This window comes from Arsenophonus sp. PmNCSU2021_1 (assembly GCF_036919435.1).
GTDB classification, from domain to species: Bacteria; Pseudomonadota; Gammaproteobacteria; order Enterobacterales; family Enterobacteriaceae; genus Arsenophonus; species Arsenophonus nilaparvatae.
In genome coordinates this window covers 235,001-261,243 of record NZ_JAZHPL010000011.1, presented here as the reverse complement: position 1 = coordinate 261,243, position 26,243 = coordinate 235,001, and the positions used below count along the sequence as shown (strand labels likewise).

28 protein-coding genes and 4 pseudogenes are annotated in these 26,243 nt (G+C 43.2%); 18 read left to right on the top strand and 14 right to left on the bottom strand.

Annotated features, from left to right (window positions below; genetic code table 11):
* Positions 1 to 13: 13 nt before the first annotated feature.
* The 3 genes and pseudogenes from V3224_RS26860 to V3224_RS26850 form a co-directional block, all read left to right on the top strand.
* Entirely contained in the window at positions 14 to 526 is a 513-nt protein-coding gene (locus V3224_RS26860) for a terminase small subunit (protein ID WP_334473522.1), read from the top strand.
* Between the two features lie 2 nt (positions 527 to 528).
* A pseudogene (locus V3224_RS26855) lies at positions 529 to 864 on the top strand (terminase); the annotation flags it as partial.
* Between the two features lie 197 nt (positions 865 to 1,061).
* Positions 1,062 to 1,700 (top strand): annotated as a pseudogene (locus V3224_RS26850) (terminase); the annotation flags it as partial.
* 85 nt (positions 1,701 to 1,785) lie between these two features.
* Here the strand turns inward: V3224_RS26850 and V3224_RS26845 are convergent.
* Positions 1,786 to 2,375: pseudogene (locus V3224_RS26845) on the bottom strand (recombinase family protein).
* 128 nt (positions 2,376 to 2,503) lie between these two features.
* Between V3224_RS26845 and V3224_RS26840 the strand changes: the two are divergent.
* Positions 2,504 to 3,115 carry a glycine-rich domain-containing protein gene (locus V3224_RS26840; protein WP_334469508.1) on the top strand — a complete coding sequence of 204 codons (612 nt, stop codon included), beginning with the start codon at positions 2,504 to 2,506 and terminating at the stop codon, positions 3,113 to 3,115.
* Positions 3,116 to 3,423: 308 nt separating this feature from the next.
* On the opposite strand, the pseudogene V3224_RS30400 reads toward V3224_RS26840, so the two are convergent.
* A pseudogene (locus V3224_RS30400) lies at positions 3,424 to 3,646 on the bottom strand (phage tail protein); the annotation flags it as partial.
* A 476-nt stretch (positions 3,647 to 4,122) separates the two neighbouring features.
* Positions 4,123 to 4,995, bottom strand: coding sequence for an IS982 family transposase (locus V3224_RS26830; protein ID WP_334473520.1), 873 nt, complete (start codon positions 4,993 to 4,995; stop codon positions 4,123 to 4,125).
* A gap of 289 nt (positions 4,996 to 5,284) precedes the next feature.
* On the opposite strand from V3224_RS26830, the gene V3224_RS26825 reads away from it, so the two are divergent.
* From V3224_RS26825 to V3224_RS26775, 11 genes are all read left to right on the top strand, one after another.
* On the top strand, positions 5,285 to 6,508 hold the full coding sequence (locus V3224_RS26825; protein ID WP_334473518.1) for a phage tail-collar fiber domain-containing protein: 1,224 nt from the start codon (positions 5,285 to 5,287) through the stop codon (positions 6,506 to 6,508).
* A 9-nt stretch (positions 6,509 to 6,517) separates the two neighbouring features.
* Positions 6,518 to 7,075, top strand: a complete 558-nt coding sequence (locus V3224_RS26820; protein ID WP_334473516.1) for a tail fiber assembly protein — start codon at positions 6,518 to 6,520, stop codon at positions 7,073 to 7,075.
* An 89-nt stretch (positions 7,076 to 7,164) separates the two neighbouring features.
* Positions 7,165 to 8,337, top strand: a complete 1,173-nt coding sequence (locus tag V3224_RS26815) for a phage tail sheath protein (protein ID WP_334473515.1) — start codon at positions 7,165 to 7,167, stop codon at positions 8,335 to 8,337.
* Positions 8,338 to 8,339: 2 nt separating this feature from the next.
* Positions 8,340 to 8,855 carry a phage major tail tube protein gene (locus V3224_RS26810; RefSeq protein ID WP_334468137.1) on the top strand — a complete coding sequence of 172 codons (516 nt, stop codon included), beginning with the start codon at positions 8,340 to 8,342 and terminating at the stop codon, positions 8,853 to 8,855.
* 3 nt (positions 8,856 to 8,858) lie between these two features.
* A complete protein-coding gene (locus tag V3224_RS26805; protein WP_334473514.1) occupies positions 8,859 to 9,161 on the top strand; it encodes a phage tail assembly protein in 303 nt (100 codons plus the stop codon).
* Positions 9,131 to 9,292: a GpE family phage tail protein gene (locus tag V3224_RS26800; protein ID WP_442891199.1), complete on the top strand. Its 162-nt coding sequence runs from the start codon at positions 9,131 to 9,133 to the stop codon at positions 9,290 to 9,292. Before V3224_RS26805 ends, V3224_RS26800 begins: the two co-directional genes overlap by 31 nt.
* The gene (locus V3224_RS26795; protein WP_334468140.1) at positions 9,285 to 9,806 is read left to right on the top strand and encodes a hypothetical protein; all 522 of its coding nucleotides are present in this window, start codon (positions 9,285 to 9,287) and stop codon (positions 9,804 to 9,806) included. Before V3224_RS26800 ends, V3224_RS26795 begins: the two co-directional genes overlap by 8 nt.
* Positions 9,803 to 11,848, top strand: a complete 2,046-nt coding sequence (locus V3224_RS26790; RefSeq protein ID WP_334473512.1) for a hypothetical protein — start codon at positions 9,803 to 9,805, stop codon at positions 11,846 to 11,848. The genes V3224_RS26795 and V3224_RS26790 overlap by 4 nt, the downstream gene beginning before the upstream one ends.
* A gap of 1 nt (position 11,849) precedes the next feature.
* Positions 11,850 to 12,281: a phage tail protein gene (locus V3224_RS26785; protein ID WP_334473903.1), complete on the top strand. Its 432-nt coding sequence runs from the start codon at positions 11,850 to 11,852 to the stop codon at positions 12,279 to 12,281.
* Positions 12,281 to 13,357, top strand: a complete 1,077-nt coding sequence (locus V3224_RS26780; protein WP_334473510.1) for a phage late control D family protein — start codon at positions 12,281 to 12,283, stop codon at positions 13,355 to 13,357. Before V3224_RS26785 ends, V3224_RS26780 begins: the two co-directional genes overlap by 1 nt.
* Before the next feature lie 38 nt (positions 13,358 to 13,395).
* On the top strand, positions 13,396 to 13,611 hold the full coding sequence (locus V3224_RS26775) for an ogr/Delta-like zinc finger family protein (RefSeq protein WP_334473508.1): 216 nt from the start codon (positions 13,396 to 13,398) through the stop codon (positions 13,609 to 13,611).
* A 147-nt stretch (positions 13,612 to 13,758) separates the two neighbouring features.
* Here the strand turns inward: V3224_RS26775 and V3224_RS26770 are convergent, their stop codons facing one another.
* Positions 13,759 to 13,950: a hypothetical protein gene (locus V3224_RS26770; protein WP_334473506.1), complete on the bottom strand. Its 192-nt coding sequence runs from the start codon at positions 13,948 to 13,950 to the stop codon at positions 13,759 to 13,761.
* A gap of 725 nt (positions 13,951 to 14,675) precedes the next feature.
* Here V3224_RS26770 and V3224_RS26765 point away from each other — a divergent pair.
* Together V3224_RS26765 and V3224_RS26760 are read left to right on the top strand one after the other, a co-directional pair.
* Positions 14,676 to 16,226, top strand: coding sequence for a sulfatase-like hydrolase/transferase (locus V3224_RS26765; RefSeq protein ID WP_334473504.1), 1,551 nt, complete (start codon positions 14,676 to 14,678; stop codon positions 16,224 to 16,226).
* Between the two features lie 39 nt (positions 16,227 to 16,265).
* Positions 16,266 to 18,254 (top strand): acyltransferase family protein, encoded by a 1,989-nt coding sequence (locus V3224_RS26760; protein ID WP_334473503.1) that lies wholly within the window; start codon positions 16,266 to 16,268, stop codon positions 18,252 to 18,254.
* A gap of 12 nt (positions 18,255 to 18,266) precedes the next feature.
* On the opposite strand, the gene V3224_RS26755 is transcribed toward V3224_RS26760, so the two are convergent.
* From V3224_RS26755 to V3224_RS26740, 4 genes are read right to left on the bottom strand one after another with little or no spacing between them, the layout of a single operon-like run.
* Positions 18,267 to 18,824, bottom strand: a complete 558-nt coding sequence (locus V3224_RS26755; protein WP_334473502.1) for a tail fiber assembly protein — start codon at positions 18,822 to 18,824, stop codon at positions 18,267 to 18,269.
* Between the two features lie 9 nt (positions 18,825 to 18,833).
* Positions 18,834 to 19,751, bottom strand: coding sequence for a tail fiber protein (locus tag V3224_RS26750; RefSeq protein ID WP_334473500.1), 918 nt, complete (start codon positions 19,749 to 19,751; stop codon positions 18,834 to 18,836).
* A 9-nt stretch (positions 19,752 to 19,760) separates the two neighbouring features.
* Positions 19,761 to 20,414, bottom strand: coding sequence for a DUF2612 domain-containing protein (locus V3224_RS26745; protein ID WP_334473498.1), 654 nt, complete (start codon positions 20,412 to 20,414; stop codon positions 19,761 to 19,763).
* A complete protein-coding gene (locus V3224_RS26740; protein WP_334473901.1) occupies positions 20,411 to 21,364 on the bottom strand; it encodes a baseplate J/gp47 family protein in 954 nt (317 codons plus the stop codon). The genes V3224_RS26745 and V3224_RS26740 overlap by 4 nt, the downstream gene beginning before the upstream one ends.
* 169 nt (positions 21,365 to 21,533) lie before the next feature.
* On the opposite strand from V3224_RS26740, the gene V3224_RS26735 reads away from it, so the two are divergent.
* A complete protein-coding gene (locus V3224_RS26735) occupies positions 21,534 to 22,502 on the top strand; it encodes an IS110 family transposase (RefSeq protein WP_032115191.1) in 969 nt (322 codons plus the stop codon).
* On the opposite strand, the gene V3224_RS30395 is transcribed toward V3224_RS26735, so the two are convergent.
* Genes V3224_RS30395 through V3224_RS26710 form a run of 6 tightly spaced genes read right to left on the bottom strand, consistent with a single transcriptional unit; the run spans position 22,453 to position 26,243 of the window.
* The gene (locus V3224_RS30395) at positions 22,453 to 22,674 is read right to left on the bottom strand and encodes a phage baseplate plug family protein (RefSeq protein WP_442891084.1); all 222 of its coding nucleotides are present in this window, start codon (positions 22,672 to 22,674) and stop codon (positions 22,453 to 22,455) included. The genes V3224_RS26735 and V3224_RS30395 overlap by 50 nt on opposite strands.
* A complete protein-coding gene (locus V3224_RS26730) occupies positions 22,664 to 23,248 on the bottom strand; it encodes a phage baseplate protein (protein WP_334473497.1) in 585 nt (194 codons plus the stop codon). The genes V3224_RS30395 and V3224_RS26730 overlap by 11 nt, the downstream gene beginning before the upstream one ends.
* Positions 23,248 to 25,215 (bottom strand): lytic transglycosylase catalytic, encoded by a 1,968-nt coding sequence (locus V3224_RS26725; protein ID WP_334473496.1) that lies wholly within the window; start codon positions 25,213 to 25,215, stop codon positions 23,248 to 23,250. The genes V3224_RS26730 and V3224_RS26725 overlap by 1 nt, the downstream gene beginning before the upstream one ends.
* Entirely contained in the window at positions 25,202 to 25,381 is a 180-nt protein-coding gene (locus V3224_RS26720) for a DUF6889 family protein (RefSeq protein ID WP_334473495.1), read from the bottom strand. Before V3224_RS26720 ends, V3224_RS26725 begins: the two co-directional genes overlap by 14 nt.
* An 11-nt stretch (positions 25,382 to 25,392) precedes the next feature.
* Positions 25,393 to 25,803 carry a phage tail assembly chaperone gene (locus V3224_RS26715; RefSeq protein WP_334473494.1) on the bottom strand — a complete coding sequence of 137 codons (411 nt, stop codon included), beginning with the start codon at positions 25,801 to 25,803 and terminating at the stop codon, positions 25,393 to 25,395.
* Positions 25,803 to 26,243, bottom strand: coding sequence for a phage structural protein (locus V3224_RS26710; RefSeq protein ID WP_334473493.1), 441 nt, complete (start codon positions 26,241 to 26,243; stop codon positions 25,803 to 25,805). Before V3224_RS26710 ends, V3224_RS26715 begins: the two co-directional genes overlap by 1 nt.

Sequence of the window (26,243 nt, the reverse complement as noted above, 5' to 3'; positions counted from 1 at the left end):
TGAGGTAGATGTTATGACTCTCACAAACAAGCAGGAAGCCTTTTGTCGAGAGTACCTGATTGATTTAAACGCGACGCAGGCAGCAATTAGAGCCGGGTACAGTGAAAAAACTGCAAAAGATATCGCATGTCAAAACTTAGCAAAACTCAACATTCAAAAGCGCATCCAAACCCTCATGGAAGAACGCAAGAATCGGATTGAGGTTAATGCTGACTACGTGCTTAAGCGACTGGTTGATATCGACCAGATGGATGTGTTGGATATTATTACCGAATCAGGCGATATAAGACCGATTAAAGACTGGCCAAAAGTGTGGCGAACAACATTGAGCGGTTTTGACATTGCAGCCATACGAGTTGATGGCGCAGAAGCATTGCTCAAAAAAATAAAGTGGCCGGATAAAATCAAAAACCTTGAACTTTTAGGTAAGCATGTCTCAGTACAGGCTTTTAGAGAACAAGTAAAAAATGAGCATGATGTAGTTGGGACGCTATCTGATCTCATGGATGATTTGTCTAAAGAGTAGTTATGGAACCAGCACATTTAGCATTATTACGCAATAAGTTTTGGCGACTGAATCATCTCTATTGGATAACGGATAAAAGCGGCAAACCAATTCGCTTTAACATGACGCCTGAGCAGTTAACCTATTTTGAAGGCATGCATACCCGAAACATTATTCTTAAAGCGCGTCAACTGGGTTTCACTACGGAAGTGTGTATCATTCAACTCGATGCGGCGTTATTTGAATCGGCTAAATGTGCGTTGATTGCGCATACGTTAATTGATGCGAGGCGCCTTTTCAGGGAAAAAGTCAAATACGCTTACGACAAACTGCCAGCCGAAATCAAGGCAGCCAATCCTGCCAGTCACGAGTTTCGCACAGGCATATAAAGTTCTAGAAATGGCTTAAAAGCAATGGTTAATCTGTAAGTTACTAAAACACATAAATTTTATTAAATTACAATAATTTGTATTTAATTTATAAGGTTTTGTCTATTTATATATCATGCTGAATTAAACTTAAAAATAGCGCGTTTTTTTATTGGTGCGAAACTCGTGCCAGTAATGATTCTGCGGGAGAGTTGGTTTTTAAAAAGGGTGGTTCACTTTACATTAGTACGTCCTTTCGTGGTGGCACATTGCGTTATTTACATATCTCTGAATTTGGCAAAATCTGTGCAAAATATCCTGATAAGGCACGAGAAATTGTTACCGGTGCGTTTGAGGCTGTCGCCAGTGAGTGTTTTACGACAATAGAAAGCACAGCAGAGGGACGAGCAGGGTATTTCTATAATTACTGTCAATCTGCTGAGAAAGCGCGAATTCAGGCAAAACTGCTTTCGCCATTAGACTGGAAGTTCTTTTTTCTCCCCTGGTGGAAAAATTCTGACTATTCAATGACGCCTGTTTCGTTATTACCTCAACGGTTAATCGATTATTTTGATGAATTGGCAGAAAAGCACGGTATTGAGTTAACCGACAGACAGAAAGCGTGGTATTACGCCAAAGAAAAAACGCTTGGCGATGATATCAAACGGGAATATCCCTCACTGCCATCTGAAGCCTTCCAGCAATCAGTCGAGGGCGCTTATTATGCTAAACAATTTCGCTATCTCTATCAAAACAAGTGTATTGGACAACTGCCTGATAACCGCCATTTGCCCGTTCATACTTTCTGGGATATCGGCGTGGGGGATTGATGCGGCGTGCGATATTTGAAGCCAAAACGTGCGATAAATGGCAGGCTACTTTTGTTTCCATCAGTGCAACGAAATTACACTGTCATTTTTCATCGGAGGCACTTTGGTCTGTTTGAGTGGTACGATCAACGGGACAATATTTGTAGATGCTGGTCAATGAAACACCATACAGTAATGCAAGCTGTTTTCTGCTATGACCGTTAGCCAATAATTTTTGAGCGTCCTGTTGCTGTGCAAAAGATAGCGACTGAGGTCTGCCGCCAATACGCCCCCTACTTCTTGCTGCTGCTAAACCTGCTTTAGTCCGCTCAACAATCAGTTCTCGCTCCATTTGTGCTAACGCACTCATCACATGAAAGAAAAAACGGCCAGCGGACGTAGAGGTATCAATGCATTCGTCAAACTATGAAAATGAATACCTTCATCTTCCAGTTTGGATATTAAAGTAATCAAATGTTTAATGCTGCGACCCAGTCTATCCAGCTTCCAGACGACTAAAGTGTCACCTGATTTCAGTGCATTTAGCGCGCGTTTTAATCCAGCTCTCTGGTCTGTTTTTCCGCTGATTTTATCCTCAAAAATCTGCTCACAATTTGCGCAAATCAAGGATTTTTGCTGTAAATCGGTGTTTTGGTCATTTTTTGACACCCTCATATAGCCTATTTTTGCCATTTTAGCCTCTTATTCTCCCTCTGAAAGCCTTGTCATTGCTGGTTTTGGTCAAAATTTAAGCCAAATTCTAAATTGCATAAAACCTTGGTTTGTTAGAACCTCGCTTTTCTACCTTTTTTAACGGTGGTGTGTTTGCCGTTCCAGAAAGCATTACGACCGTTTATGTTTCAGGCTGTGGAGCAGGGGGCGGTGGTGGCGGTGGACTTGGCTATCTGAATGGTTATACCTCTGGCGGAGGTGGCGGAGGTGGCGGTGGTGCGGGAAAAACGGTTATACGTGAAGCTGTGAAAGTAACACCAGGTGAACAGATAACCATTACGATAGGTCGTGGTGGCAAAGGCGGTGCAGGAGGAGCGTCGAATAATTCAGGAATAAAAGGCGGAAACGGTGGCCTGACGGCGCTAGGCGATTTACTCACGTTACCCGGAGGTGATGGTGGGCCACCTGGTATAGGAGGAACAAATGGCTACGGTGGTGCCGGTTATCCCTATGGCGAGACGGCTGTTGGCGGCAACTTGAATGCCATGAGCACTTTTTATATGGTAGCGGCTAGCGGCGCATCCTGCGCTTTTGGTGGAGGTGGCCCAGGTGGCCATGTCGGGTCACAAGGAGCGCACCATGCCCGACCTGCTTACGGCTATGGTGCTGGAGGGGGTGGTGGCGGTGGAACACGCATCTCTGGGACGGCTGGCGGTAACGGTAGCGATGGTGCCAATGGTTGGTTAACGATTGAGTGGTAATGAAAAATACCGCGTGCTGCTAAACCGTGTCGATATCAGCAAAACGCTGGATATTGCGTGACCGGAAGCTCCGAAAAGATAAAAACTTTATGCTGCCCTGACAATGTAGTTAAACGCGACATTTCGCGGCCTTGTTTCTGACGCGGTTCTCAAACCAGATTGAAAACTGGCTGAGCAATCAACAGCGAATACGCCGCTGGTTCCAGAACCAATACTGCTGCCGCCTGTTCGACTACCCATTTTGAAAATCCCACTGGTTGGTGATTGACCGACAAACTGAATGCCGGTTATGTTTCCAGTGAAATTTTGAAGGGAATCACCTTGTACGCTTAATATTTTGCGTCCGTTATCCACTTTTCGTCCTGCATCCCAGCCCCGAATAAATTCGCCGCGTAAATCAGGGAGCTTTCCCGACGGGTAAGCCAGCGCTAAAAGTGGATATTGTTTTTTATCAAAGCTCTCACCATTGCATATACGCCAATCTGTCGGAGGCGTTTCAGTAGGCCAAAGAAGAGGAACGCCGACAGGGATTTCTACACGTAATATTTCTGGAGTAACAGCATGAACATCGGTTGCGGTTAGATGCACATCCTGAGTCAGCGTTTTGCCGTTAATTTTACGCTGATTGGGTGTGGCATTTTTAGCCAGATTTATGGTTTTCAACAAACCAAGGTTTTTTGTAAAAAAGGATTTCGCCTGTTTCCTGACAAAATAAGCCTAAATGATGGCTTGATGAGGAAAATGCACGGCAAAAAACACTGTATTTACCGTTCAAATTTTAGCCAAAATGCCGATTTAGGGCTAAAATCGAGGTTTTGATTAAATTTTAATCCATTTTGGGGTGTTTTATGTACAGCAAAATCTCACTACTGAACTCTTGTCGGATAACATAAAACATCAGCGATATAGACGATCAATAAAGTGTTATCGATCGTCAAAACAGATCAATTACAGTGGCTTAACTACATTCACAATACTTAACCTGAGTTCGGGATAAGCATAATCAATTATGCTTGAAGATACGTACCTGCAACAGGTATCTTTGGTTTAGATGGCATTAAACAATATGCAACCAGTCCGCCTAATAAATTCACTACAAAATTAGCCGGAGAGCGATGTCGCGTATGCTCTATTTGACAAAGATTTTTTAACTCATCAAATACCGTTTCAATGACAGAACGATGACGCAAGATGGCTTTGTCGAAACAAATCTGTTTAATAGGCTTCATTTTCTTCTTGATATTCGTTATAAGGTTAATTCCCATCGTTTTGAGTTGCTGTTTCAGTGAAGCCGATAAATACCCTTTATCTGCGTACAAACAACCAGAAAGATCCTTTGTCAGCTCAGGCAATGGTTTCCGATCATCGGTGTTTCCTGGTGTGAGTCGAAAACTGAGTATTTCCCCCAAATGATTGATAATTATATGAAGCTTGAAACCAAAGAACCAACCTGTTGAATTTTTTCCCCGTTGAGCTATCCCATTGAAGACTTTATGCCTGCGGATCCGTAAGTTATCACACACTGCTATCGGAGTAGAATCGGCAACCGATAGCCCCGTGCATTTTCCCTTAATTGACTCAAACAGTGCCGTTAACGCTAAGGCACTACGCGGAAGTAACTCTACACAGCGTGAATAGGATGGCAAGTTAGGAAATTCCTTCCGGAGATATAAGCGGACATAATAGAGATAAAATACCTTGAATTGCCTGAATCGGAGTTGATGAAACAACACAACCAGTGTCATCATTTCCGCCAACGAAAGCTGAGTAGACCGTCTACGACGCTTAGTACCGTTAGTCAGCAAATATTCATGCATTTTTGGCTCGAAGTCTTTGCAAAAATCATCCATCAGGCAATAAAGTTCAGTAAGATTTTCCATAATTGTTTAACAATGCTCTACTCTTTAACCAGACTGTTAGAGTATTTTAACAAAACAGGCTCATTCAACTATTTGAATATCAAGACTTTCTCTTTATTTCTTATCCCGAACTCAGGTTAAAATATTTACCTCGATACCGCAGTTAGTATCAAATAACTTTCCTTTGTGTGTTTTTTGAGCGTATCAAATATTTTGCCTTTCGGTATCAAATGATTTGCCGCGCTATAAGCGGCACCGTACAACACGCGGTGGCATTACACCTGATTGATACCGTAAGGATAACTCCATCATGAAATACTTTTGCCTGTTAACCCGCCAGGGCGAACACCGTGTTGCCGAAGCGACCGCACTGGGTACAAAAATCGCCATTACGCAAATGGCCGTCGGCGATGGGGGCGGCACATTACCCACCCCAGACACCCAACAGACTCAACTAATTAATGAACGTCGCCGAGCAGCGATTAATCAGCTGTGGGTCGATAAAAATAATCCCAACCAAGTGATTGCCGAGCAGATTATTCCCGAAAATGAAGGCGGTTGGTGGATACGGGAGGTGGGACTCTTTGATAAAGAGGGTGTGCTCATTGCGGTGGGTAACTTACCAGAAACCTACAAACCCCAATTAGCCGAAGGTTCAGGTCGAACCCAGACGATAAGAGCGGTATTTATTGTCAGTCATACGGCGGCGGTCACGCTTAAAATTGACCCCTCGGTGGTACTGGCGACCCGACAATATGTCGATAGTGAAACAAATAAAAAAATCGACAAACAGGCGGTTAAACAGACAACAGGCGATTCCCCAAGTGATGTTATCAGCCAGTTAGGCGTCACGAAGGCATTAGAGACCAAACAACCGATTGGCGATTATGTCACCCAACTGGCCTTTAACAAGGGGTTAAACAACAAAATCGACAAGACAGAAATCGTGCACACAACCGGTAATTCTACTGACAAAGTAATAAGTCAAGATGGAGTAACTAAAGCATTAAAAAATGCAGTGAATATCAATACCCTTTACCCTGTTGGGGTAGTTATCTGGTTTGCCCAAAACAAAAATCCCAATACCTTATTTCCTAATACGAAGTGGCAATACATTGGTGAAAATAAAACCATTCGATTAGCGAAAGCAGATGGTTCTAATGTATTAACCACCGGTGGGTCTGACGCTATTAAGCTAACAGAAGCGCAATTACCTGCTCACGGGCATTCTTTTTCAGCAACAACCAGTAGCTATGATTATGGTACTAAAAATACGAATGCAACGGGAAATCATGCACATAGTTTTGCGGGAGTAGTACGTGATCCATGGAATGCAAGAGGAGGCTCTGGTAATCCTAATCAATGGCAGCCAAGTACTCAAAATACATCACAAGCGGGGAACCACTCACATACTGTTATTCTTGGCCCACATTCACATACTGTTTCAGGTACAACCGGAAAGACGGGAGGCGGTAGCGAAATTAATATAACGAATGCTTTTGTTACGCTAATGGGCTGGTACAGAATCAGTTAAGGAATCAACATGTTCAGAATTTTTAAAGCCTATACCTACACGAGTGATACGCATGAGTTGTTAGGGCCCTGTGATGCTTACACAGATGAAACGCATGAGATACTGCCTTTTCATACTGAGAAGAAACCGCTTGATAAAAGTCAAGGTTTTGCCGTTGTTTTTAATGAACAAAATCAGGAATGGGAATATCAGGAAGATCATCGAGGCTTGGTGTTATTTGATACGAAAAACCGTCAATCTGTCACCCTTGAAAAATTAGGGAAAGTACCGGAATATTTAACATCATCAACCCCTAAAAGCGAATTTGATGTTTGGGATGGTGAAAAATGGGTCAAGGATATTGAAGCTGAAGAGTTAGCAAAAAGACACCAATTAGAAATGATCAAACAACAAAAGTTATTTGCGGCAACTGATGCAATTGCACCACTTCAAGATGCTGTCGATTTAGAAATGGCCACCGAAGACGAGAAAAAGCGATTGATAGCCTGGAAAAAATATCGAGTTTTTGTAAGCCGCACGAATGTTTCAACTGCACCCGATGTTGACTGGCCGAAAAAACCGGCGTGATTGTCTGAACGCTCATACAGTGCCAATAACAGGATTTTATCCTTCTGATGAAGGACACTGAATAATATAACGAAATCAGGAATCCAATTATGCCGCAAGACTATCATCATGGCGTGCGTGTGATTGAAATCAGTGAAGGCACACGCCCTATCCGCACCAGCAGCACCGCGATTACAGGTGTCGTCTGTACCGCAGACGATGCCGACAGTACCACCTTTCCACTTAATACCGCGGTGCGTTTAATTGACCTCGCCGCTGCGATAGGCAAAGCGGGAAAAAAAGGGACGCTCGGCCCCGTGTTAACCGCGATTTTAGCCCAAACCAGCCCAGTCACCGTGGTCGTCAGGGTTGCCGAAGGGAAAACTCCCGAGGAAACCACCACCAATATCATTGGCACCACCACGGCAGAGGGCAAAAAAACCGGCTTACAGGCGCTGTTATCGGCTAACAACACGTTGGGTGTAAAACCGCGTATTCTGGCGGTTCCAGGGCTGGATAACCAGGCGGTCGCAGTGGCACTTGCAACCGTCGCCCAAAAGTTACGCGCGATGGCCTATATCAGTGCCGCAGGGTGTAACACCGTGACCGACGCGATAGCGTATCGTAAAAACTTTAGCCAACGTGAGCTGATGCTGATTTGGCCGGATTTTTTAGCCTGGAACAGTGCCACCAATCGTGAACAAACCGTTTATGCTACGGCATTTGCATTGGGGTTGCGGGCAAAAATCGATAATGACACGGGCTGGCATAAAACGCTTTCTAATGTGGGCATTAATGGTGTGACGGGGATTTCCGCTGACCTGTCGTGGGATTTGCAAGACCCGGATACCGATGCCGGATTATTAAACCAACATGCCATCACCACCCTTATTCGCCAGGATGGCTTCCGGTTCTGGGGTTCGCGTACCTGCTCGGATGAGCCGCTTTTTCAATTCGAAAGTGCCACCCGCACCGCCCATATTTTAGCCGATACCTTTGCCGAGGCGCATTTCTGGGCGATAGATAAAACATTCAGTCCGGCGTTAACGCGCGATATCATTGAAAGCATTAACGCCAAGCTTCGAAGCTTGATTGCCGAGGGGTATTTACTGGGTGGGCAGTGCTGGTATGACGAAAAGGTAAATACCAAAGAAACGCTCAAAGACGGCAAGCTGACGCTGGATTATGACTATACGCCGGTTCCGCCGTTGGAAAACCTGTTATTACGCCAGCGCATCACCGACCAGTATTTACTGGATTTTAGCAACAAGATTAAGGGTTAAGTATGGCATTACCACGCAAATTAAAAAACATGAACCTGTTTGATGATGGGCAAAGCTGGTTAGGGGTGGTTGAAGAGGTGACGCAGCCCAAACTGACCCGCAAAATGGAAGGCTACCGCGGCGGTGGCATGAATGGCGAAGCACAGATTGACTTAGGGCTTGACGGCGGTGCGCTGGATATGGAATTCACGTTAGGGGGTCTTGATGCACAGCTTTATAAGCAATGGGGGATAACCACCCTTGATGGTGTGCCACTGCGTTTTTGTGGAGCCTATCAACGCGACGATACAGGGGAAGTGACCGCAGTTGAAATCGTCACCCGCGGCCGATTCTCTGAAATTGACCCAGGGAGCGCCAAGTCCGGCGATAACACACAAACCAAACTCAGCGTTAAAGCCACCTATTTTAAGCTGCTGTGGGACGGTCAGGAACTGATTGAAATTGATGTGATTAATTTAATTGAAAAAGTGGCTGGCGTTGATCGCCTTGAAAAACAACGCGCCGCATTAGGACTTTAACCCATGAAAAAAACACCGAATACCCGAATTATAAACCTGGAAGAACCCATCGCACGCGGTGAAACACCGATTAATCAGGTGACACTGCGAAAACCGCACGTCGGCGACCTACGGGGAGTCCAGTTAAGTCCGCTGATGCAGATGGATGTCGATGCGGTGATGAAAGTCTTACCGCGCATTATGACCCCAAGCTTAAACGAGCAGGAAATGCGACAAATGAGCCCGGGCGATTTTTTCAATCTCGCCAATGAGCTTGGGCTTTTTTTGTTGCCGAAATCGGTGACGGCCGACTTCCCGATACCTTAACCGTCGAAGCCCTGGAAGCCGATATTGCGGTCATTTTTCACTGGCCACCCTCTGAAACTGGCCAATTATCCTTGTCTGATTTGCTGATGTGGCGGCATCAGGCCTATTTACGAAGTGGGTCGCATGAGTAAAGAATTACGTTTACAAGTGGTCTTAGGCGCCATCGATAGACTCAGTGGGCCTTTTGAGAAAGCCAAAACCGCCAATACCCGACTAGCGAAACAGCTTAAAAGCACGCGCGAGAATTTGACGCAACTCAATCAGGCGAGCCAAAAACTGACCCAATTACAGACGTTGGGTGGCAAAATCAATACGCTCGGTCAGGCGCTGGAAAAAGCGCGCCTGAAAGGCAAAATGATGGGCCTTGAGATGGCGGGTCTCCAAAATCCCACCCAAAAACAAACCGCCGCACTGGAAAAACAGTGGGCCAGCGTGGCAAAACTTGAGCGTCAGTATCAGGGCTTTCTCACCCAACATCAAAAAATCCGGTCGTCGTTTGATAAAATGGGGATATCCGTCAATCATGCAGACCAGGCCACCGGCCATATCCGGCAAGAAACCCAGAAATATACCCAGGCGTTAAAAAGTCAGGAAGGCCAGCTTGCAAAAATTTCAGCGCGCGAAAAACACCTCACCAGCGCATGAATCGCCGGAATACCCTGCTGTCTCATGGGGCGGGCATGGTCGCCACCGGTGCTGCCACCGCCATGGCGGTCAAACCGACCCTCAATGAAGCGGCGATTTATCAAAAAGAAGCGGTTTCCTTTAAAGCCCTCGGGGGTGGGGAGACGATGCTGGCGGATGCTGAAAAATTTGCTAAAGGCATGCATATTTTTGGTAACAGCACCACCGAAAATCTCAAAGTCATTAAAGAAACGTATTCGGTATTGCGCGATTATCATGAAACCGAAATGGTCTCGCCGACGTTGCTTAACCTGCAATTTGCCACTAAATTTATGTCGTCACATGGCGTAAGCGAATCCGCTGCCCAGGCGCTACGTGACCAGTCACCCGCTGTGCTCAAAATTGCCGAGTTACGTAATGAAATTAACACGCCAGCGCAATTTAACCGCTCGGTTGATATGACGGCAAAATCGATGACCGCCAGTGGGGGGATGGTCTTGCCGGAAGATTACCTGGCGATGCTAAAAACAGGCGGTACGGCCGTCAAACAGCTAGACAATGATGCGTTTTATTTTGTCACCTCCCATCTTATCCAGCAGTTAGGGGGTGACCGAACCGGCACCTCATTAAACAGTGCTTATCAGAATCTGGTGAAAGGCAAAACAACCCAAGGTGCCATGGAAAACCTGATGGGGCTGGGCCTCTTGAAAAAAGGGTCAGTCAAATACGGTAAAACCGGTCACGTTACCAAAATGAATAACGATGCGCTAGTAAATGTAGAACTCTACAAGCGCGACCCTTTCCGCTATCTGATGGACGAAATTGTGCCGCGTATTCGAAAGAAATACCCGCAATTAACCGAATCGCAAATGGAAACCCAAATTGCCCAACTATTTTCCAGCCGTACCGGCTCGGATTTATTTGTGACGATGTATCGGGAACATGCCAACATTGAGAAACAAATCAAGGTCGGTAATGCCGCTTATGGCCTTGAGCAACTGATTGCCGAAGGTAAAAAAACCGCCCAGGGGCAACAGATTGAACTGGAAGCCAAAAAAGCCGATTTATACCGTGAGATGGGCAATAACCTGTTGCCGCTTTATACCCAGGGGCTTGAGATGCTGAACCAGCAATTAAGCAAATTAACGGATTTTTTCAAATCTCACCCCACCATGACCCGTTATTTTGGTGTTGCACTGGCTGCGTTTGCGGCAGTAATTACCATCGGCGGCGTCATGGCATTAACCATGGCGGCACTCACCGGGCCATTAGCCGCCGTCAGACTGGGTTTAAGCCTGTTAAGTGCCGGCCTAATCCGCTTAACCGCCGTGGCATTAACCAACCCGATTGTGTTAGGTATTACGGCGATTGCGGTCGCCGCACTGCTGATTTATCGCTATTGGGATAACATCGCTCCCTTTTTCAAAAATTTGTGGGAAAAAACGTATCAGTTTTTTGCTGACGGCTATCAAAAAATCAAAACCAGTATTAAAAATTTTGGCAGTGAATTGATTGAGAACCTGAAAAATGGCGTGATGGAAAAATGGCAACAGTTAAAAGCCCTGTTTGCCGATATTAAAAACACCGTGACCGATTTATTGCCGGACTGGATGGTCTCTGAGGAAACCAAAACCTTACGCGCGAACCAATCCTTGACAGTATTAAATGCCGGCATAAAAGGGGCAGGGCTGTTTGATAAGGGTGGTGTTATTCGTCGCGGAGCGGCGGGGATTGTTGGCGAGAATGGCCCTGAAATTGTCACTGGTCCCGCCCATGTAGTAAGTCGTCGCCATACGGCGGCCTTTGCCGCTGCCGCCCTGACACTGAGCAATGCGTATGCCAAACAACCCATCCACCCTTTTGTGGCCGATAAAACCCAGGCGGTGGTTATCCGGACACCGCACACGACCGCCCCGTCAACAATTCACATTACCATTAATGCCGCCCCCGCCCAGTCGGCGCACGATATCGCACAGGAAGTGAGCCGACAACTCCTTAAGCTTCAACGCCAGCAACAGGCGCAACAACGTGGACGGTTTAGCGACAACCCTGAGGAATATTAATATGCCGATGGCCACATTAGGACTGTTTGTGTTTCAGCTTAAAACCGCGCCCTATCAGACACTGCAAATCAATCGGCGCTGGCGCTATGGGTTCAACAGCCGATTAGGTATCCGACCTGCCTTTCAATTTATTGGGCTGGATAATGACGATATCACCCTATCAGGGGCACTTTATCCGGAATTGACGGGGGGCAGATTATCCCTGATTGCGCTCGAGGCGATGGCGGAAAGCGGTAAAGCCTGGCCCTTTCTGGACGGTGAAGGCAATATTTACGGCATGTTCGTGATAGAAGAAATCAGCCAAAGCAAAAGTCTTTTTTTTTCCGATGGCACACCGCGTAAGATTGAATTCACCCTTAAGTTAAAACGGGTCGATGATTCGCTTTCCGCGATGTTTGGTGATTTAAGTGAACAGGTTAAGGGACTTTTCTAATGCCCTTTTTCAACACGGAGAATATCCCTGTGTTTGCACTAACGGCAGGCAGCAAAAATATTAATTCGCTGATTGAAGGCCGATTGATGTCACTGACGCTGACCGATAATCGGGGATTTGAAGCCGACCAGCTAGACATTGAACTGGATGATAGTGACGGCAAACTGGCCTTGCCCCGACGCGGGGAAACTCTGACACTGGCGCTGGGCTGGAAAAACAAAAGTCTCATCCCGAAGGGGAAATTTATTGTTGATGAAATCGAATACAGTGGCGCGCCTGACCGTCTGACATTACGCGCACGAAGTGCTGATTTTCGCGCGACCCTCAATACGCACCGAGAAGCCTCTTACCACAATAAAACCCTGGAAGAAATTGTGACCACGCTTGCCGGGCGCAATCAGTTAACCCCCTGTATTGATGCAGCGCTTAAGCCTATCCGAATTGCGCATATCGACCAGACAAATGAATCGGACGGCGCGTTTTTAACCCGACTAGGCCAGCAGGAAGGCGCACTGGCGACGGTGAAAAATGACCAGCTGTTATTTTTGCAACAGGGGAAAAGTCAAACCGCCTCGGGTAAAGAGATACCGACGGTGACCTTAAGTCGAAAAGACGGGGATAATTATTCGTTTTCACTGGCAGACCGCAGTGCTTACACGGGCGTGATTGCCAGTTGGCTGGACACCCAGCTGCCTGAAAAAAAACATACCGTTAAAGTTGCGCGCAAAAAGCCTTCTGCGTCAACAAAAAACAAACAGGGGGATTATTTCATCGGTGAGGAAGGCAATGTTTTGGTGCTTTCACATACCTACGCCAATCGTGCCAATGCGGCACGGGCGGCAAAAGCCATCTGGACAAAAATTCAACGCGGTATCGCCAGTTTTTCGATTCAGTTAGCCAAAGGACGGGCCGATATTTACCCGGAAACCCCGATTAACATCAGGGGCTTTAAACCCCAAATCGATAACGCCGACTGGATTGTGGTGAAAGTGACCCACAGTCTCAATGATAAAGGCTTTACCACCTCGCTTGAAATGGAGGTAAAAATCACCGATTTAGCGATGAAAAGTAACTAAATTGCTGGTAAAATACCTGAAAAAAGGAGAATATCATCATGATGAATTGCCCCCTTTGTGGTCATGCGGCCCATACTAGAACTTCCCTGCAAATTTCAGAAAATACTCGGGAGCGTTATAACCAATGTCAGAACATTAATTGTGGGGCTACCTTTGTCAGCCACGAGAGCTTAACCCGCTTTATTTCAACACCGGGCAAGATTGACCCTGTCACCCCACATTGTACAGGGCAACAAATGTCACTAGCGGTTTAAAAGATATTCGTTTATCTCATTTTGGTTAAAATTTAATGACCAAAATAGAATATATTCAGAAAGATATTCTATTTATAATCGAAATGGTTTGCTTTTGGGTTATTTCTATGCATAGTAATGTGCATAATACACCAAAATTGGGTTCTGTTAGATTTTGGTTTCTGAGGCATTAAAACGCTTTATTGCGTCGCCATCTCCTCTACGTTCAAATAGACCCAAAGCTACGACTTGAAGATCAGGTTTCATGGGTTTTAGAAGCTTTATGTAATCCCATTCGCGTTGTGAAAGTTTATCTCCACCTACAGATAAAAGAATATCATCAATACCTTTTCGTGTCATAGTAGAAACCATTAAATCAAATTAAAAGATAGAAAAAGATTTTATAAAAAAGCATGAATTTCATAAAAGATAATTTTGGATTTATACCTAATTATGTTTTTCTTTTTTTACGATCACAAATACTGTAAAAATGACCAGCGCTGCCAACCTGCTGCCACTTTTGCTGCCAATATGTGATTTTAGTGTTGACTATGAGTACAGAGAAGCGCCTTTAATAAAGGCACTTTTTGTGCTTAACTTATTGATATTTAAGATATTTTTACTATGGTGCCCAGGGCGGGACTTGAACCCGCACGGCCTTAAGGCCGAGGGATTTTAAATCAGTATATTTTTATTTAAAAATTAATACCTTACGTTTATTTTCAGAACATAAGCCGAATATAAGTAGTAATAAAAACAATTAAAATTAAATAGGTAGACAATTTGATTTATCTTCTGAAAGAAACAGTCAATAAATTTAAGTTACTTTTTATCCCTTGGTAAGAAAATTTATTTGTCACCGATTTAATTTATCCAACCAAAACCATCCTATAATTTGTTTATCTAGGGAGACAATTTTATGTCTAAAATTAATCATAATTCAAAATAGCCCATTACCTGTTTAGTCTAGTTCTCACAAAATCACCTACACGCAACTAACAACTAATAGTTAACAACTTCCGCCAACGCTGTTAATATGATGCCCCTTGGATGGGGCTAATTTGTTATTATAAAAATTGAAATATATGAAAAAAAATAATCTTAACTATATAATTTTGCTATTAATATTTTTAGTATCTATACTTCTGAATATTTTTGTTTTTGAAGAAGATTCTAGAGTCCCTCATGTATCTACTTTTACTATTCTCTTAATAGCCTTTGTATTAATTATTAGTAATAGCAAAATAAAAAAGCTCATTGGGTTATTGCTTCTATTTTTAATTAATTTAAAAATTATATATGCGTTATACTCTAATGGGAATATAACAATATCCGTGCTTCAATCAATGCTTGAGACTAACATAAAAGAAGTATTATTGATGTCAGATGGTTTATTTTTAAAGTTACTTATACCTTCATTGATTTTAACAAAAATCTTATTTTTCTTTTTAGCTAAAGTAAAAAAATATTTAAAAAGTAGTTCGTTATTTTTATATATAACGTTATTTTCTATTTTTTTAACGGTTACTTTAACGCTTATTGATATAAAAGATGAATATAGATTAATTCCTAATATTAGAGAAAATAAAAGAGAACTGGGCGTTTTCTTACATCATAAAATACCTTTAGTGATTGGTGATGCGGCTTATTTAATCATTGCCTCATATGGTGACAGCAAATATTCAGATACCCGTGAAATAGAGGAATTAAACAATTCCATCATTGCAAAGAAAAACAACAATAATAAAAATATTATATTGATTATGGGTGAATCCTCATTATTCTCACGTTACAGCGCATATAATTATCATTTAAACACAACACCACATATGGCAAAAATCTTCTCTACAGAAGATGCCTGTATAGTCAATAATGTTCATTCTAGCGCACCGATAACTCGAGATTCGGTATCGATGACCTTGGCGTTCCATGTGCCAGGCAATGAAGATAATTTAGATCACAATAAATCAATAGTAGAAATGGCTAGATACAATGGCTATAAAACCTATTGGTTAGGCTCTCAAGAAATCGGTATGAAAAAAAAAATATCAACACACGGTTCCAAATATGGGTTTATTGCCAGAAAAAGTGATCATATAAAACTCACTAATTACAATGACAATAATTTAGCAGAACTATTATCTGAAGTTTTATCAGATAGCACTCAAAAACGATTTATTGTTATTCATCTGTTTGGTAATCACATGCCATACGATAATTATGATGAAGTAGACAAAAAAGCACTACCAAACGCCGAAAAATATGATTTAACCATTCATCATACTGACCGAGTTGTTAATGATATATTCAATGTCATTAACGAAAAGAAAATTGATTATAATTTAATTTATACATCTGACCATGGCAAGGTTGTTAACGTCGGGCATGGATTAAAAAAAGGTAGAGAGCAATATCTTATACCGTTTATGTATAAATCTACTAATCCTGAATATAACTGTCAGTTTATTGAATCTTTTCGCAATAAAGAGGGAAACCTAAGCGGTTTAATGAATAAGTATATTTTATCGGACCTTCTTGGTTATGAAATTAATAAAAGTATACTTATAAAAGAGCGTGAATACGACAGAGTACTAACCGCAAATGAAGATGTTATACCTTTTTCTGATATAAAATAATAGTTTTTGTTTATGATAAAACATTCTGGTTTATAATGTATGCAAATAAGATATCGCTCAGACATAGATGGATTAAGAGCTTTAGCCATCATCTTCGTTCTTCTTTTCCATGGAAACGTAAATATCTTCCCCTCGGGCTTTATTGGCGTTGATATCTTTTTTGTTATTTCGGGGTTTTTAATTTCTTCAACAGTGAAAAATGCTATTGATAACAATCAATTTTCATTTTGTGAGTTTTATAGACGAAGGCTGTGGCGTTTACAGCCACCTTTACTAGCACTTGTTGTTTTTACCTTAGTGCTTGCAATTATTTTCTACCTACCTGAAGATTTTATTGATTTTGCAATAAGTGAAAAATACACCACGCTTCTATTATCAAATCAATATTTTTCAAGAGCAACAACGGGCTATGCTGTTCAGGATGCTAATTTTTTATTATTACTACATACCTGGTCATTAGCTATTGAGTGGCAATGGTATTTAATTTTCCCCATTACATTTTATTTTCTGCATAAAATTAAAAATAAAAATGCGATTATATTTATACTCGTTATGTTAACTATAAGCGCATTTCTTATCGCTTTGTGGTCATCCTATTATGATGAAAATAAAAGTTATTATTTTTTAATATCTAGAATTTTTGAGTTTATGACAGGTGCTACGTTATCCTTAATACCGTCATCTAAGAATAATAAAAAAAGCAACATTTATATTATTAATATATTAAGTCTATTAGCCTTAGTAGGCTTATTCTATATCGCAAGTTACAAAAATATATTATCGGGATATCCCAATTATTATGCCTTGATAGTCTGTATTTCAACGGCAATACTTATCTATACCGGCTCAAAGAGTGGATTAATATACCAACTATTATCATTACGGCCTTTTGTCTATATTGGGCAGTTGTCCTACTCACTTTATTTATGGCACTGGCCTATGTTTGCTGCGGCAAGATATATTGGCGTATTCAATGATATAAAAACAAAAGCTATCTGTTATATCTTAGCGATATTGTTTTCTGTTATCTCCTACCGGTGCATAGAAAAGCCACTAAGAAAACAAAATACTTATTTCTTTAAGTCACTATTAATCTTGATAGTATTACCTATTATATTATCTCTAGCAATTGATGATATAAGTGATAAATATAAAGGATTTAATTTTAGGTTCGGTGAAGAATATGTGCGTATCGATAATATTTTAACCCAATATTCTGCCAAGAATAGAACAAAATGCTTTAATAAAGAAAACGATATCGCTGATAAAAAATGCGAAATTGGGGAAACGAGTAGTACAAAAAAAGCCTTGCTTATTGGTGATTCAAACGCTAATCATTTCTGGAATTTTTTTGATGTTATAGGAAAAAAATATGATACATCAGTCACTTCTATTACGAGCTCCAGTTGTCTTGCCCTGCCAAAAATAAGACAATACCACTGGGGTAATAATAGTATCAATACCTCTTGTGAAAAAAATACCATCAATTATTTTAATTCAATCGCAACGTCAAAATTTAACTTTGTTATCATTGCTGAACGGTGGTCAAACTATCTTGGTTTTATTGTAACGCCAGAAGATAAAAAAAATAGCGGTGATAAACCTCAAGATATAATTTTCCATGCATTGAATAACGCGATATCTTTCATAGAAAAATCAGGTGTAAAGGTTATTTTAATAAAGGAAATTCCACGAGCAAAATATAATTACCTTGATTGTTTTTATACAAGATTCAAAAATCGAATATTTCATCAAGAAAAGAATATTGACAACTGTAATTTTGATACTAATGAAACAAATAAAGGAATTAATAATACTTTATGGGTAGAAGAAATGTTTCAAAAAATACAAATAAAGCATCCTTCCGTTGTTATTATCAATCCCGCTGATTTACTCTGCCATGCTGGAAAATGCTTAGGAAATATAAAAGGGGTTCCAACGTACAGGGATGATGGTCATTTAACTGATTATGCGTCTTATCAATTGGGCGTTAAATATGCAAAAGAAATCGGTGATCCCTTTCAATAATCATTGATACGGTTATAACGGGGGTTTAGGCCATGTTATCTCTTGTGTAGTTGATGTTTCTATACGATTAACTAGTACACGATATCTTTTCCAGACTATCAATCGTTTTTTCTCTTCTTCGGTCGCCATATCTAAATCTATGGCGTCTTGAAGAGGGGCAATTTCACAAGTAGCATCATATAATTTTTGTTGTTTGATGCCTTCCAATTTATGTCTTTTTGCTAAATTTTCAGCTTCAACATCCTTGACCCATCTTTCACCATCCCAAACATCATATTCGCTTTTGGGCGCCAAGGGTGTTAAATACTTGGGTACTTTTCCTAATTTTTCGATGGTGACAGATTGACGGCTTTTCGTATCAAATAACACCAAGCCTCGATGATCTTCCTGATATTCCCATTCCTGATTTTGTTCATTAAAAACAACGGCAAAACCTTGCCTTTTATCAAGCGGTTTCTTCTCAGTATGAAAAGGCAGTATCTCATGCGTTTCATCTGTGTAAGCATCACAGGGCCCTAACAATTCATGCGTATCACTCGTGTAGGTATAGGCTTTAAAAATTCTGAACATGTTGATTCCTTAACTGATTCTGTACCAGCCCATTAGCGTAACAAAAGCATTCGTTATATTAATTTCACTACCGCCTCCCGTCTTTCCGGTTGTACCTGAAACAGTATGTGAATGTGGGCCAAGAATAACAGTATGTGAGTGGTTCCCCGCTTGTGATGTATTTTGAGTTCTTGGCTGCCATTGATTAGGATTACCAGAGCCTCCTCTTGCGTTCCATGGATCACGTACTACTCCCGCAAAACTATGTGCATGATTTCCCGTTGCATTCGTATTTTTAGTACCATAATCATAGCTGCTGGTAGTTGCTGAAAAAGCGTGCCCGTGAGCAGGTAATTGCGCTTCTGTCAGCTTAATAGCGTCAGACCCACCGGTGGTTAATACATTAGAGCCATCTACTTTCGCTAACCGAATGGTTTTATTTTCACCAATGTATTGCCACTTCGTATTAGGAAATAAGGTATTGGGATTTTTGTTTTGGGCAAACCAGACGACAATCCCTACCGGATACATCCCGTCAATACTCACCGTTTTCGCCAAGTCATAAGCAATTTTGACCGCTTTGGGGGTAGCAGCTAGCGTTTCATCGTCACTATTCGTGGCGCTACTGAGTTTCGTTATCCCTGCCACGTTTTTTGTCGCGGTGGGTACGGTACTATTCACATTTTTCGATAAGGCACTGATGAGTCCGGCTTTGAGTTTGTCAACGTTGCCGTCGTCTAGTACATCACTGTTATTAGTCTCTGCGATAAATTGCGCGATGACATGTGATATAACAGATGCCTGTCTCCAGACGGTGTTGAGCTCCTGTGAGCGCGCCACCCCTGCACTAAACCCATTATTGCGGGCGGTGAGTTTCTGATACTCATCCGCTGGCAATACATTCGCCCCGTCTGCAATCCCAAACGGTAATATTTCATTTTTTGCCATCGATTATTCCTATAATTTGACTGCCCAGCTACCGACATCAAAGCCGTCGATATAACGATTGTTGACATCAAACCCAAAAATGCCGTTATCCCCTTCGGAACCGGTGTAGGCGTTAAGTCTTACGCCTTCTGGCTTGATATTGAGATATCCCTGTTTGATAACGGCTTTTGTCACTTCCGGTATGACGCCACCGGTTAGATACACATCCATCGACATATTCTGATTGTCGATAAAAAAGATTTTTACCGTTTCATCAGGAATAACGCCCTGATAAATTTCTGAGAGCATCTCGCTTGTGCCGTCCCAGTGATTTGCGCGTATTTTTGCTCTCAATATAAAGCGGTAGGTTTCATCATCCAGTTCAGTAAAGCCACTATCGGCATCAAAGCGTCGTTTCCAGCTCCCCTGGTCAAAGCCCACCTTTTCCGTATCCAGTGAAAAATAGACGCCTTTAATCGGCGTTTTGACAAACCGGGATAAGCCTATCCATTCGCCGACGGCATCCAGTTGTTTACCCGTTGCCGTATCGATACTGAAAAACGCATTAAGCTGCGCGGCTAAAGCTGAAACACCCCTTAGTGCGCGTGTCATCAGCGCAATATGTTGCGTAAACTTTTCCGCTTGACGATGTTGTGGGGTGATGTATTCGGTGTAATCTCTCATGAGGTCACCACCAGTTTGATGTTATTCTCACGACAACTAACGGCTTCATTAAAAGCCACAATCAAGTTTTCTTCTTTGACCGTTTCTTCTGTCCGTCCGATTTTTATTGCCGTGATATCAAACGTTTTCCCTTCTTCATCCGCGGGCAGATTTGCCGGGGAGTAAAGACGGGTCAGATACAGATTGTCGCCAATAAGTTGTTGGTTAATATATTCTGATACTTTCCGCCGGATTTTATCGCCGGTGAGGGTGGTAAACCCCAAAAAAGCGGTTAAGTCAATTTCCACATGCACATCAACCGTTTTGGGTCTCGAAAACCGAATCGTAATTGGCATATCGTAGCGGTCTTTCACCGTAATTGACGTATCGCCAAACGTTCCCGCTCCAGGGGTTTTCTTTTGTGCGATTGCGCTGGCAATCGTGGTGACATCACCACCATCGACTATCATCGCAATGGAATGCGGAGAAATACCGTTTTTATCCGTTTTACTGGTGTCATTTTCAAAACCGCGTTGTCTTGTTACGCCGGATATCAGGCTAATTGCGCCCTGTATACCTTCCAATACGGTGCGTGAAGGGAGTGAGACCGATTTTCGCTGCCGCTCTCGTAACTGATTATCCGTTTCAATAGGCCTGCCTTGTGTTGCGGATTTGGGATTGCTCACCGTTTGCCAGCCTCGCGTGGGGGTGGCTATCTCGACTATTTCACCACCTAATGCGGTTACACTTCCAGCAACCAGACAAACCGCCGTCACCGTCGCTTCGCCGTGTGTATCAAGTGTAACCGTTTCTGGTAAGCGCCAGATATTACCGTTTCTATCACGTACACGACCATTCTTTATCACCGTACCGACTTGTCCGGTTAACACCACATCCACATTCGAATACCCCGATGCATGACGGGAAATGCCATTAATGGCGACATTATTTGATAGCGCAGCCCCTTGTATCTTGAAATTTGGTTATAATAATAGCGATTAGATTTGGCAAGGTGTATGTAATCCGATTGTCCCTGGGGTTTATAGCCCGTAGCAAAGCGAATGATGCATACACTTAGCCACTCATCTGAAACCCGAACAGTTGTCCGTAATTCATAACGTATTTGCAAGGATGGGTAATATGAGTCAGCTAAATCCAATTTGTGTAGGAATTGATGTTTCTAAAGCTTCATTGGATATTGCAGGCACCAATAACATTGAGCAGTTCAGAGTCAGCAATAACCCTGACGGGTTCGATACCATCATTTATCAACTGAAAAAGAACAACATAGCCTTGATTCTGATGGAAGCTACAGGTGGTCTCGAGGCAGCGATTGCATGCGCTCTTCAGGCTGAAGGTTTTGATGTTGCCGTTATCAATCCCAGGCAAGCCAGAGACTTTGCTCGATCCATGGGCTATCTGGCAAAGACTGATAGAATAGATGCCAGAGTTTTAGCTCAGATGGCTGATGTCATTAACCGCCATCCTGAGCGGTCACGTTTTATCCAGGCTATTCCTGATGCAGAGCGTCAGATTCTTGCTGCTATGGTGGTGCGCAGACGCCAGCTGATTGCAATGCTTGTAGCTGAAAGAAACCGGATGCATCCATCTCACCCGCAAAACAGAAAAAGCATCAGTAACATCATCAATGCACTAGAAAATGAACTTAAACGGATTGACGAGGATATGCATAAGCATATTACGGATCATTTCAACGAGCTTGCAGAGCGGCTAAGTACTATCAAAGGCATTGGTATGATGACTGCTGCTACATTGCTGGCAGAAGTCCCTGAGTTAGGGAAACTCTCGCGCAGGGAGATCAGTGCACTGGTTGGGGTAGCTCCTGTTAATAGAGACTCGGGAACCATGCGTGGCCGACGAACCATTTTTGGCGGTCGGGCCGGAGTTCGAACCTCTTTGTACATGGCTGCACTGGTTGCAACTCGTTTCAATCCGGTGATAAAAGCATTTTACACACGGCTGGTTGCAGCAGGAAAAGCCAAAAAAGTGGCGCTGGTTGCCTGTATGCGCAAACTGCTGACTATCCTGAATGCGATTCTCAGAAAGAACCAAGAATGGGATGAGTCGTATCATAACGTTGCTCCATAAATATACTGTTCAAGACAGTTGCTTGTATCACCGGTTGATTGTCAACCGTGAGTATATCCAGAACCCAAGTATCGCTATCACGCCAAATAAGGCGAAATTGCCACACGGTATCGGATAGCTTAATCGTAAATTGCTGATTGGTGGGGGTAAGCGGTATTTCGTTAATTTCCATTGAAAAAAGCAGCTCCTCGCTGTAAAAGGCTACTATGCTCACTCGACTTTGGCGTTTTCATCCCCGTATTGCTCACGCCACCGGTTGTGTTACCTTCTCGCATATTTTTTGCATCGGTAGATTTGATATTGACCGTTTGGGTTTGGGTGATATTCAGCTCCCGTAAGGTTAATATCGCCATCAACACGGTTTCCGTGTGTTTATCGGTGGTCACTTCGATTGCCCGAATGAGCATATTCTGGTATTTGCGCTTACCTGTTATGACATCAAACGGTTGACGGCTGGCTTGAAGCGCTAAAATCTGCTGGTAGATTTCCTGTGCGCTTAACCCTGCGCGAATACCTACTTTTGCCGTGTCCCAAAAATCCAGCAGCGATCCCCCACTTGAAAAACCCACTTCCATGGTGACTTCTGCTGGACGCTTATAAGCGTGATCGGCTATTTCCGCACCCAGTTCAACCGGATGTTCTGTGATTTCAAGGGTGTCGTGATGTTTTTCTGAGATAATGACATCCGGCACCAGCAACCCAATTTTGCGCGATCGTTGTGAAAAAAGCGTAGAAAGGATATCCATTAGTAGGCTCGCTGGGTTAATTGTCCAATCAGTCTGGCGTTAACGCCCGTTTGTTTATCGGCAATTGCATTGGCAGTGGCGTATGGATCAGGTGCACCTTCAACATGAATCGTGATATTCTGGTCAATATTATTCCCCATACCTGCATTTGCGGCCTGATAGAGCATTGCCTGGCTATATGGCTGACGACCATTTTCGTGCTCAACGATGCCAGACATGAGCGATGTCATCACCGTCGGATTGGACAGATTCAACACGGTGTCAGGGGAAACCCCTAATTTACCGGATATTTTATCAATGTAGGCACGAGTATTATTTTCACTGGCGGGCGCCCAAGTGCTAATAATTTTTTCAACGGTATTTAAGCCCCTTTCAGCGTAACGATTAAGCTGTGTAGAAAGGGCTTGTAAGCCCTCGAATGCGGTATTGAATTTGGCGAATCTTCCGTTAGGTGTTTCTCGTACTGCACCGCGTTGTCCAACAAAATTCAGATTACCCGGATTGTTGTTACGAATACCCCTTGGCATGTCGCCGGTAGGCACATCAGCGATATCATCTCGGATATTGCTGCCTTGATTTTTGTTTGCCCAGCTGTTATCAAAACCTAGATAATCCAAACCGTTACCAATCGCCCGTTTGACTTGACGGGTGTTGTAATCCCATGACGCGCTTGCGCTATCGCTGATATTATCTTTATCTGAAATCAGATACCCCGCATAGAGACCCCATAATTTTAGCCAAGGCGGGATAGGTAACTTGGTAATGTTGCCAAAAGCCCCTAACACCTTGCTCACCCATGCCCCAGCGATAAAAATAGCCAATAGCTCAAGCGCATTTTGCCAACCGCCTACCAGGTCAACCAATCCTGTTAATTTTTCACCTAACCAGGTGAATGCGGCTTTTGCTAGATTGATTTCACCTTCCCACTTTGACCAGTCGATAAAGGATTTGCCGCCTTCTTTCCACGTCTGGTAGTCTTCCCAAAGTAACAGTAAAGCAGCAATCAGGCCGGTGATAATCCCGATGGGAGAGGCAAAGAATGCGCGATTGAGTACCCATATAGCCGCTGCCAATCCGCTAAAGGTCGTGATGAGTTTTTTAGATTTTTCGTCTAAATTGTGCCACCAATCAAAAACCTGTCCTATTACCTGACTGACTCGCCAGATAACCCGACTCACCATTCCACCGGCCTGAATGATGCCTTTGATTATACTCGTTAATATCTTCTCAATTTCAGGGAAATTAGTTAGCAGTCTTTTGCGGAGATTGTCTATCTCGCGACTCAATCCCCCTGCCAGGTTTGACCCTACCTTATCACGCAAAACACCAATTAACCCCGTCAATCCTTTCATCGAGGTCATAAACTGGTTGGACTGTTTGGCAGCAACGTCTGCGTTAAATCCGGTTTGTTTGAGCATCCGCTGGTAATCAGCAGAAAACTTGTTCAGCCCTCTACGCATGGCCATTAGCGTATTTTCATCAATGCCGAGTAGTTGAGCATATTGATTGGCGCGGTAATAAGGCATGGAGGCCAGTTTATTCCCCACACGGGTAAAAATAGCGCTCATATCCTGCAAATTGCCATTGGCATCACGGGTTTGCACCCCAAGACGATTTAAAAATCCTTCCGCGCCCGGACTATTCCTTAAAAATCGAGCCAGATTTTCAAGTGAACCTCTTGCCGCTTCTGCGCTACTGCCGGTAAGACTGGCGGCATAACCTAATGCTTTTATGCCGTTAACACTGGCGCCTGTACGCGCTGACGCCCAGTACATCTTATCAAGACCGGCGGCAATTTGTGTGGTAAATCCCACGACGGCCAGCGCTGCCCCCTCAACCGACGCACCTAGCTTGATAACATTGGCACTCACCCCCGTAACAACGGACTGAAATTTTCGCATGCCACTGTCATCAACTTTAAAACCGAGGCTGATGAGAAAATCTCGCAACGTTTCAGCATGAGTCATGGTGGTTTCTCCAACGCGCAATTCGCGCTTCGTTATCCTGTTCGATGTCTATCCACTCATTCATTTCGGCTAAATCCGCCAAATCGATTGAGCCATCTTTTAATTTGTCGAATTTTATGTAGCCATACTTAACAGGAAGGCGTAAGAAGTCCTTACCATCCGGCATTGAATCCAGCGTTAATCCTGTGGTGGGAGGCTGGCTGTCTCGTCGTCTTGGGGTGCGTGAAAAAAATTACCGAGGGAGTCTCCAATCACCTGTGCCACAATCTCAAGCAGGGTCTTCAAGTCAATATCATCAAACATCAACTCGCTCTGACGAAAAATCGGCGTCCATGCCTTGGCATTTTTGCGTGAAACCACGGCTAAACAAGGGTGCAAAATCGCGTTACAATCTTCATCGCTCATTTGCGCAATGGCATTTGCCATAGAGGGTAACACCGCTGCCATTGGCATTTCCCCTTGTTGTAATTTTTGTAGTTCACCGGTTAAACCGGATAACACGGGTAATAATTTTCGCGCTACCTTAAGTTGGTCAAACACACTGAGTTTTGTCGCGCGATACTCATGACCGTTAATTTCAATGTCCACTAGAATTCTCCTAATAAGGCGTCGATCTTGATGCAGTCAAATACCCAAGCGAGAACATTCGCCTCTTTTGCATTTTGCAAATCCGGTATTTTTTGAAAAGCACAACTACGCGCGGTGATCATATCGCCGGATACCGGATTGCGTATCACAATCACATTATTACCCCAAAGCGCTGATGACACGCTTTGCGCGTTATAGGCGATCATCAGTTTTTTGTTAACGGGCGAGGCTTTAATGAGGCTTACGGTTACCGTGCCTGACTTCCCCCCGTGTAGTGTGTGCATCCCTTCTCCATCGGCACCAATGGTCATGGTGTTTTTGGCTTCCGTCATTGTCACCACAATGCCTTCTTCCGAGTTCGCCGAGCCAGCGCCCAAATCTATCACCCCCGTGGGGCCGGTTAGCGTGGCGGAAACATTAACAAAACTATAAGCGGCCAT

Bases quoted from the DNA above. Each gene is read 5' to 3' on its own strand.
- V3224_RS26775 (WP_334473508.1), top strand. From the start codon at position 13,396: ATGATGAATTGCCCCCTTTGTGGTCATGCGGCCCATACTAGAACTTCC.
- V3224_RS26720 (WP_334473495.1), bottom strand. From the start codon at position 25,381: ATGCCGGATGGTAAGGACTTCTTACGCCTTCCTGTTAAGTATGGCTAC.
- V3224_RS26805 (WP_334473514.1), top strand. From the start codon at position 8,859: ATGAAAAAAACACCGAATACCCGAATTATAAACCTGGAAGAACCCATC.
- V3224_RS26810 (WP_334468137.1), top strand. From the start codon at position 8,340: ATGGCATTACCACGCAAATTAAAAAACATGAACCTGTTTGATGATGGG.
- V3224_RS26745 (WP_334473498.1), bottom strand. From the start codon at position 20,414: ATGAGAGATTACACCGAATACATCACCCCACAACATCGTCAAGCGGAA.
- V3224_RS26795 (WP_334468140.1), top strand. From the start codon at position 9,285: ATGAGTAAAGAATTACGTTTACAAGTGGTCTTAGGCGCCATCGATAGA.
- V3224_RS30395 (WP_442891084.1), bottom strand. From the start codon at position 22,674: ATGGAAATTAACGAAATACCGCTTACCCCCACCAATCAGCAATTTACG.
- V3224_RS26725 (WP_334473496.1), bottom strand. From the start codon at position 25,215: ATGACTCATGCTGAAACGTTGCGAGATTTTCTCATCAGCCTCGGTTTT.
- V3224_RS26815 (WP_334473515.1), top strand. From the start codon at position 7,165: ATGCCGCAAGACTATCATCATGGCGTGCGTGTGATTGAAATCAGTGAA.
- V3224_RS26825 (WP_334473518.1), top strand. From the start codon at position 5,285: ATGAAATACTTTTGCCTGTTAACCCGCCAGGGCGAACACCGTGTTGCC.
- V3224_RS26830 (WP_334473520.1), bottom strand. From the start codon at position 4,995: ATGGAAAATCTTACTGAACTTTATTGCCTGATGGATGATTTTTGCAAA.
- V3224_RS26780 (WP_334473510.1), top strand. From the start codon at position 12,281: ATGCCCTTTTTCAACACGGAGAATATCCCTGTGTTTGCACTAACGGCA.
- V3224_RS26755 (WP_334473502.1), bottom strand. From the start codon at position 18,824: ATGTTCAGAATTTTTAAAGCCTATACCTACACGAGTGATACGCATGAA.
- V3224_RS26765 (WP_334473504.1), top strand. From the start codon at position 14,676: ATGAAAAAAAATAATCTTAACTATATAATTTTGCTATTAATATTTTTA.
- V3224_RS26750 (WP_334473500.1), bottom strand. From the start codon at position 19,751: ATGGCAAAAAATGAAATATTACCGTTTGGGATTGCAGACGGGGCGAAT.
- V3224_RS26735 (WP_032115191.1), top strand. From the start codon at position 21,534: ATGAGTCAGCTAAATCCAATTTGTGTAGGAATTGATGTTTCTAAAGCT.
- V3224_RS26710 (WP_334473493.1), bottom strand. From the start codon at position 26,243: ATGGCCGCTTATAGTTTTGTTAATGTTTCCGCCACGCTAACCGGCCCC.
- V3224_RS26770 (WP_334473506.1), bottom strand. From the start codon at position 13,950: ATGACACGAAAAGGTATTGATGATATTCTTTTATCTGTAGGTGGAGAT.
- V3224_RS26760 (WP_334473503.1), top strand. From the start codon at position 16,266: ATGCAAATAAGATATCGCTCAGACATAGATGGATTAAGAGCTTTAGCC.
- V3224_RS26860 (WP_334473522.1), top strand. From the start codon at position 14: ATGACTCTCACAAACAAGCAGGAAGCCTTTTGTCGAGAGTACCTGATT.
- V3224_RS26730 (WP_334473497.1), bottom strand. From the start codon at position 23,248: ATGGATATCCTTTCTACGCTTTTTTCACAACGATCGCGCAAAATTGGG.
- V3224_RS26785 (WP_334473903.1), top strand. From the start codon at position 11,850: ATGCCGATGGCCACATTAGGACTGTTTGTGTTTCAGCTTAAAACCGCG.
- V3224_RS26790 (WP_334473512.1), top strand. From the start codon at position 9,803: ATGAATCGCCGGAATACCCTGCTGTCTCATGGGGCGGGCATGGTCGCC.
- V3224_RS26820 (WP_334473516.1), top strand. From the start codon at position 6,518: ATGTTCAGAATTTTTAAAGCCTATACCTACACGAGTGATACGCATGAG.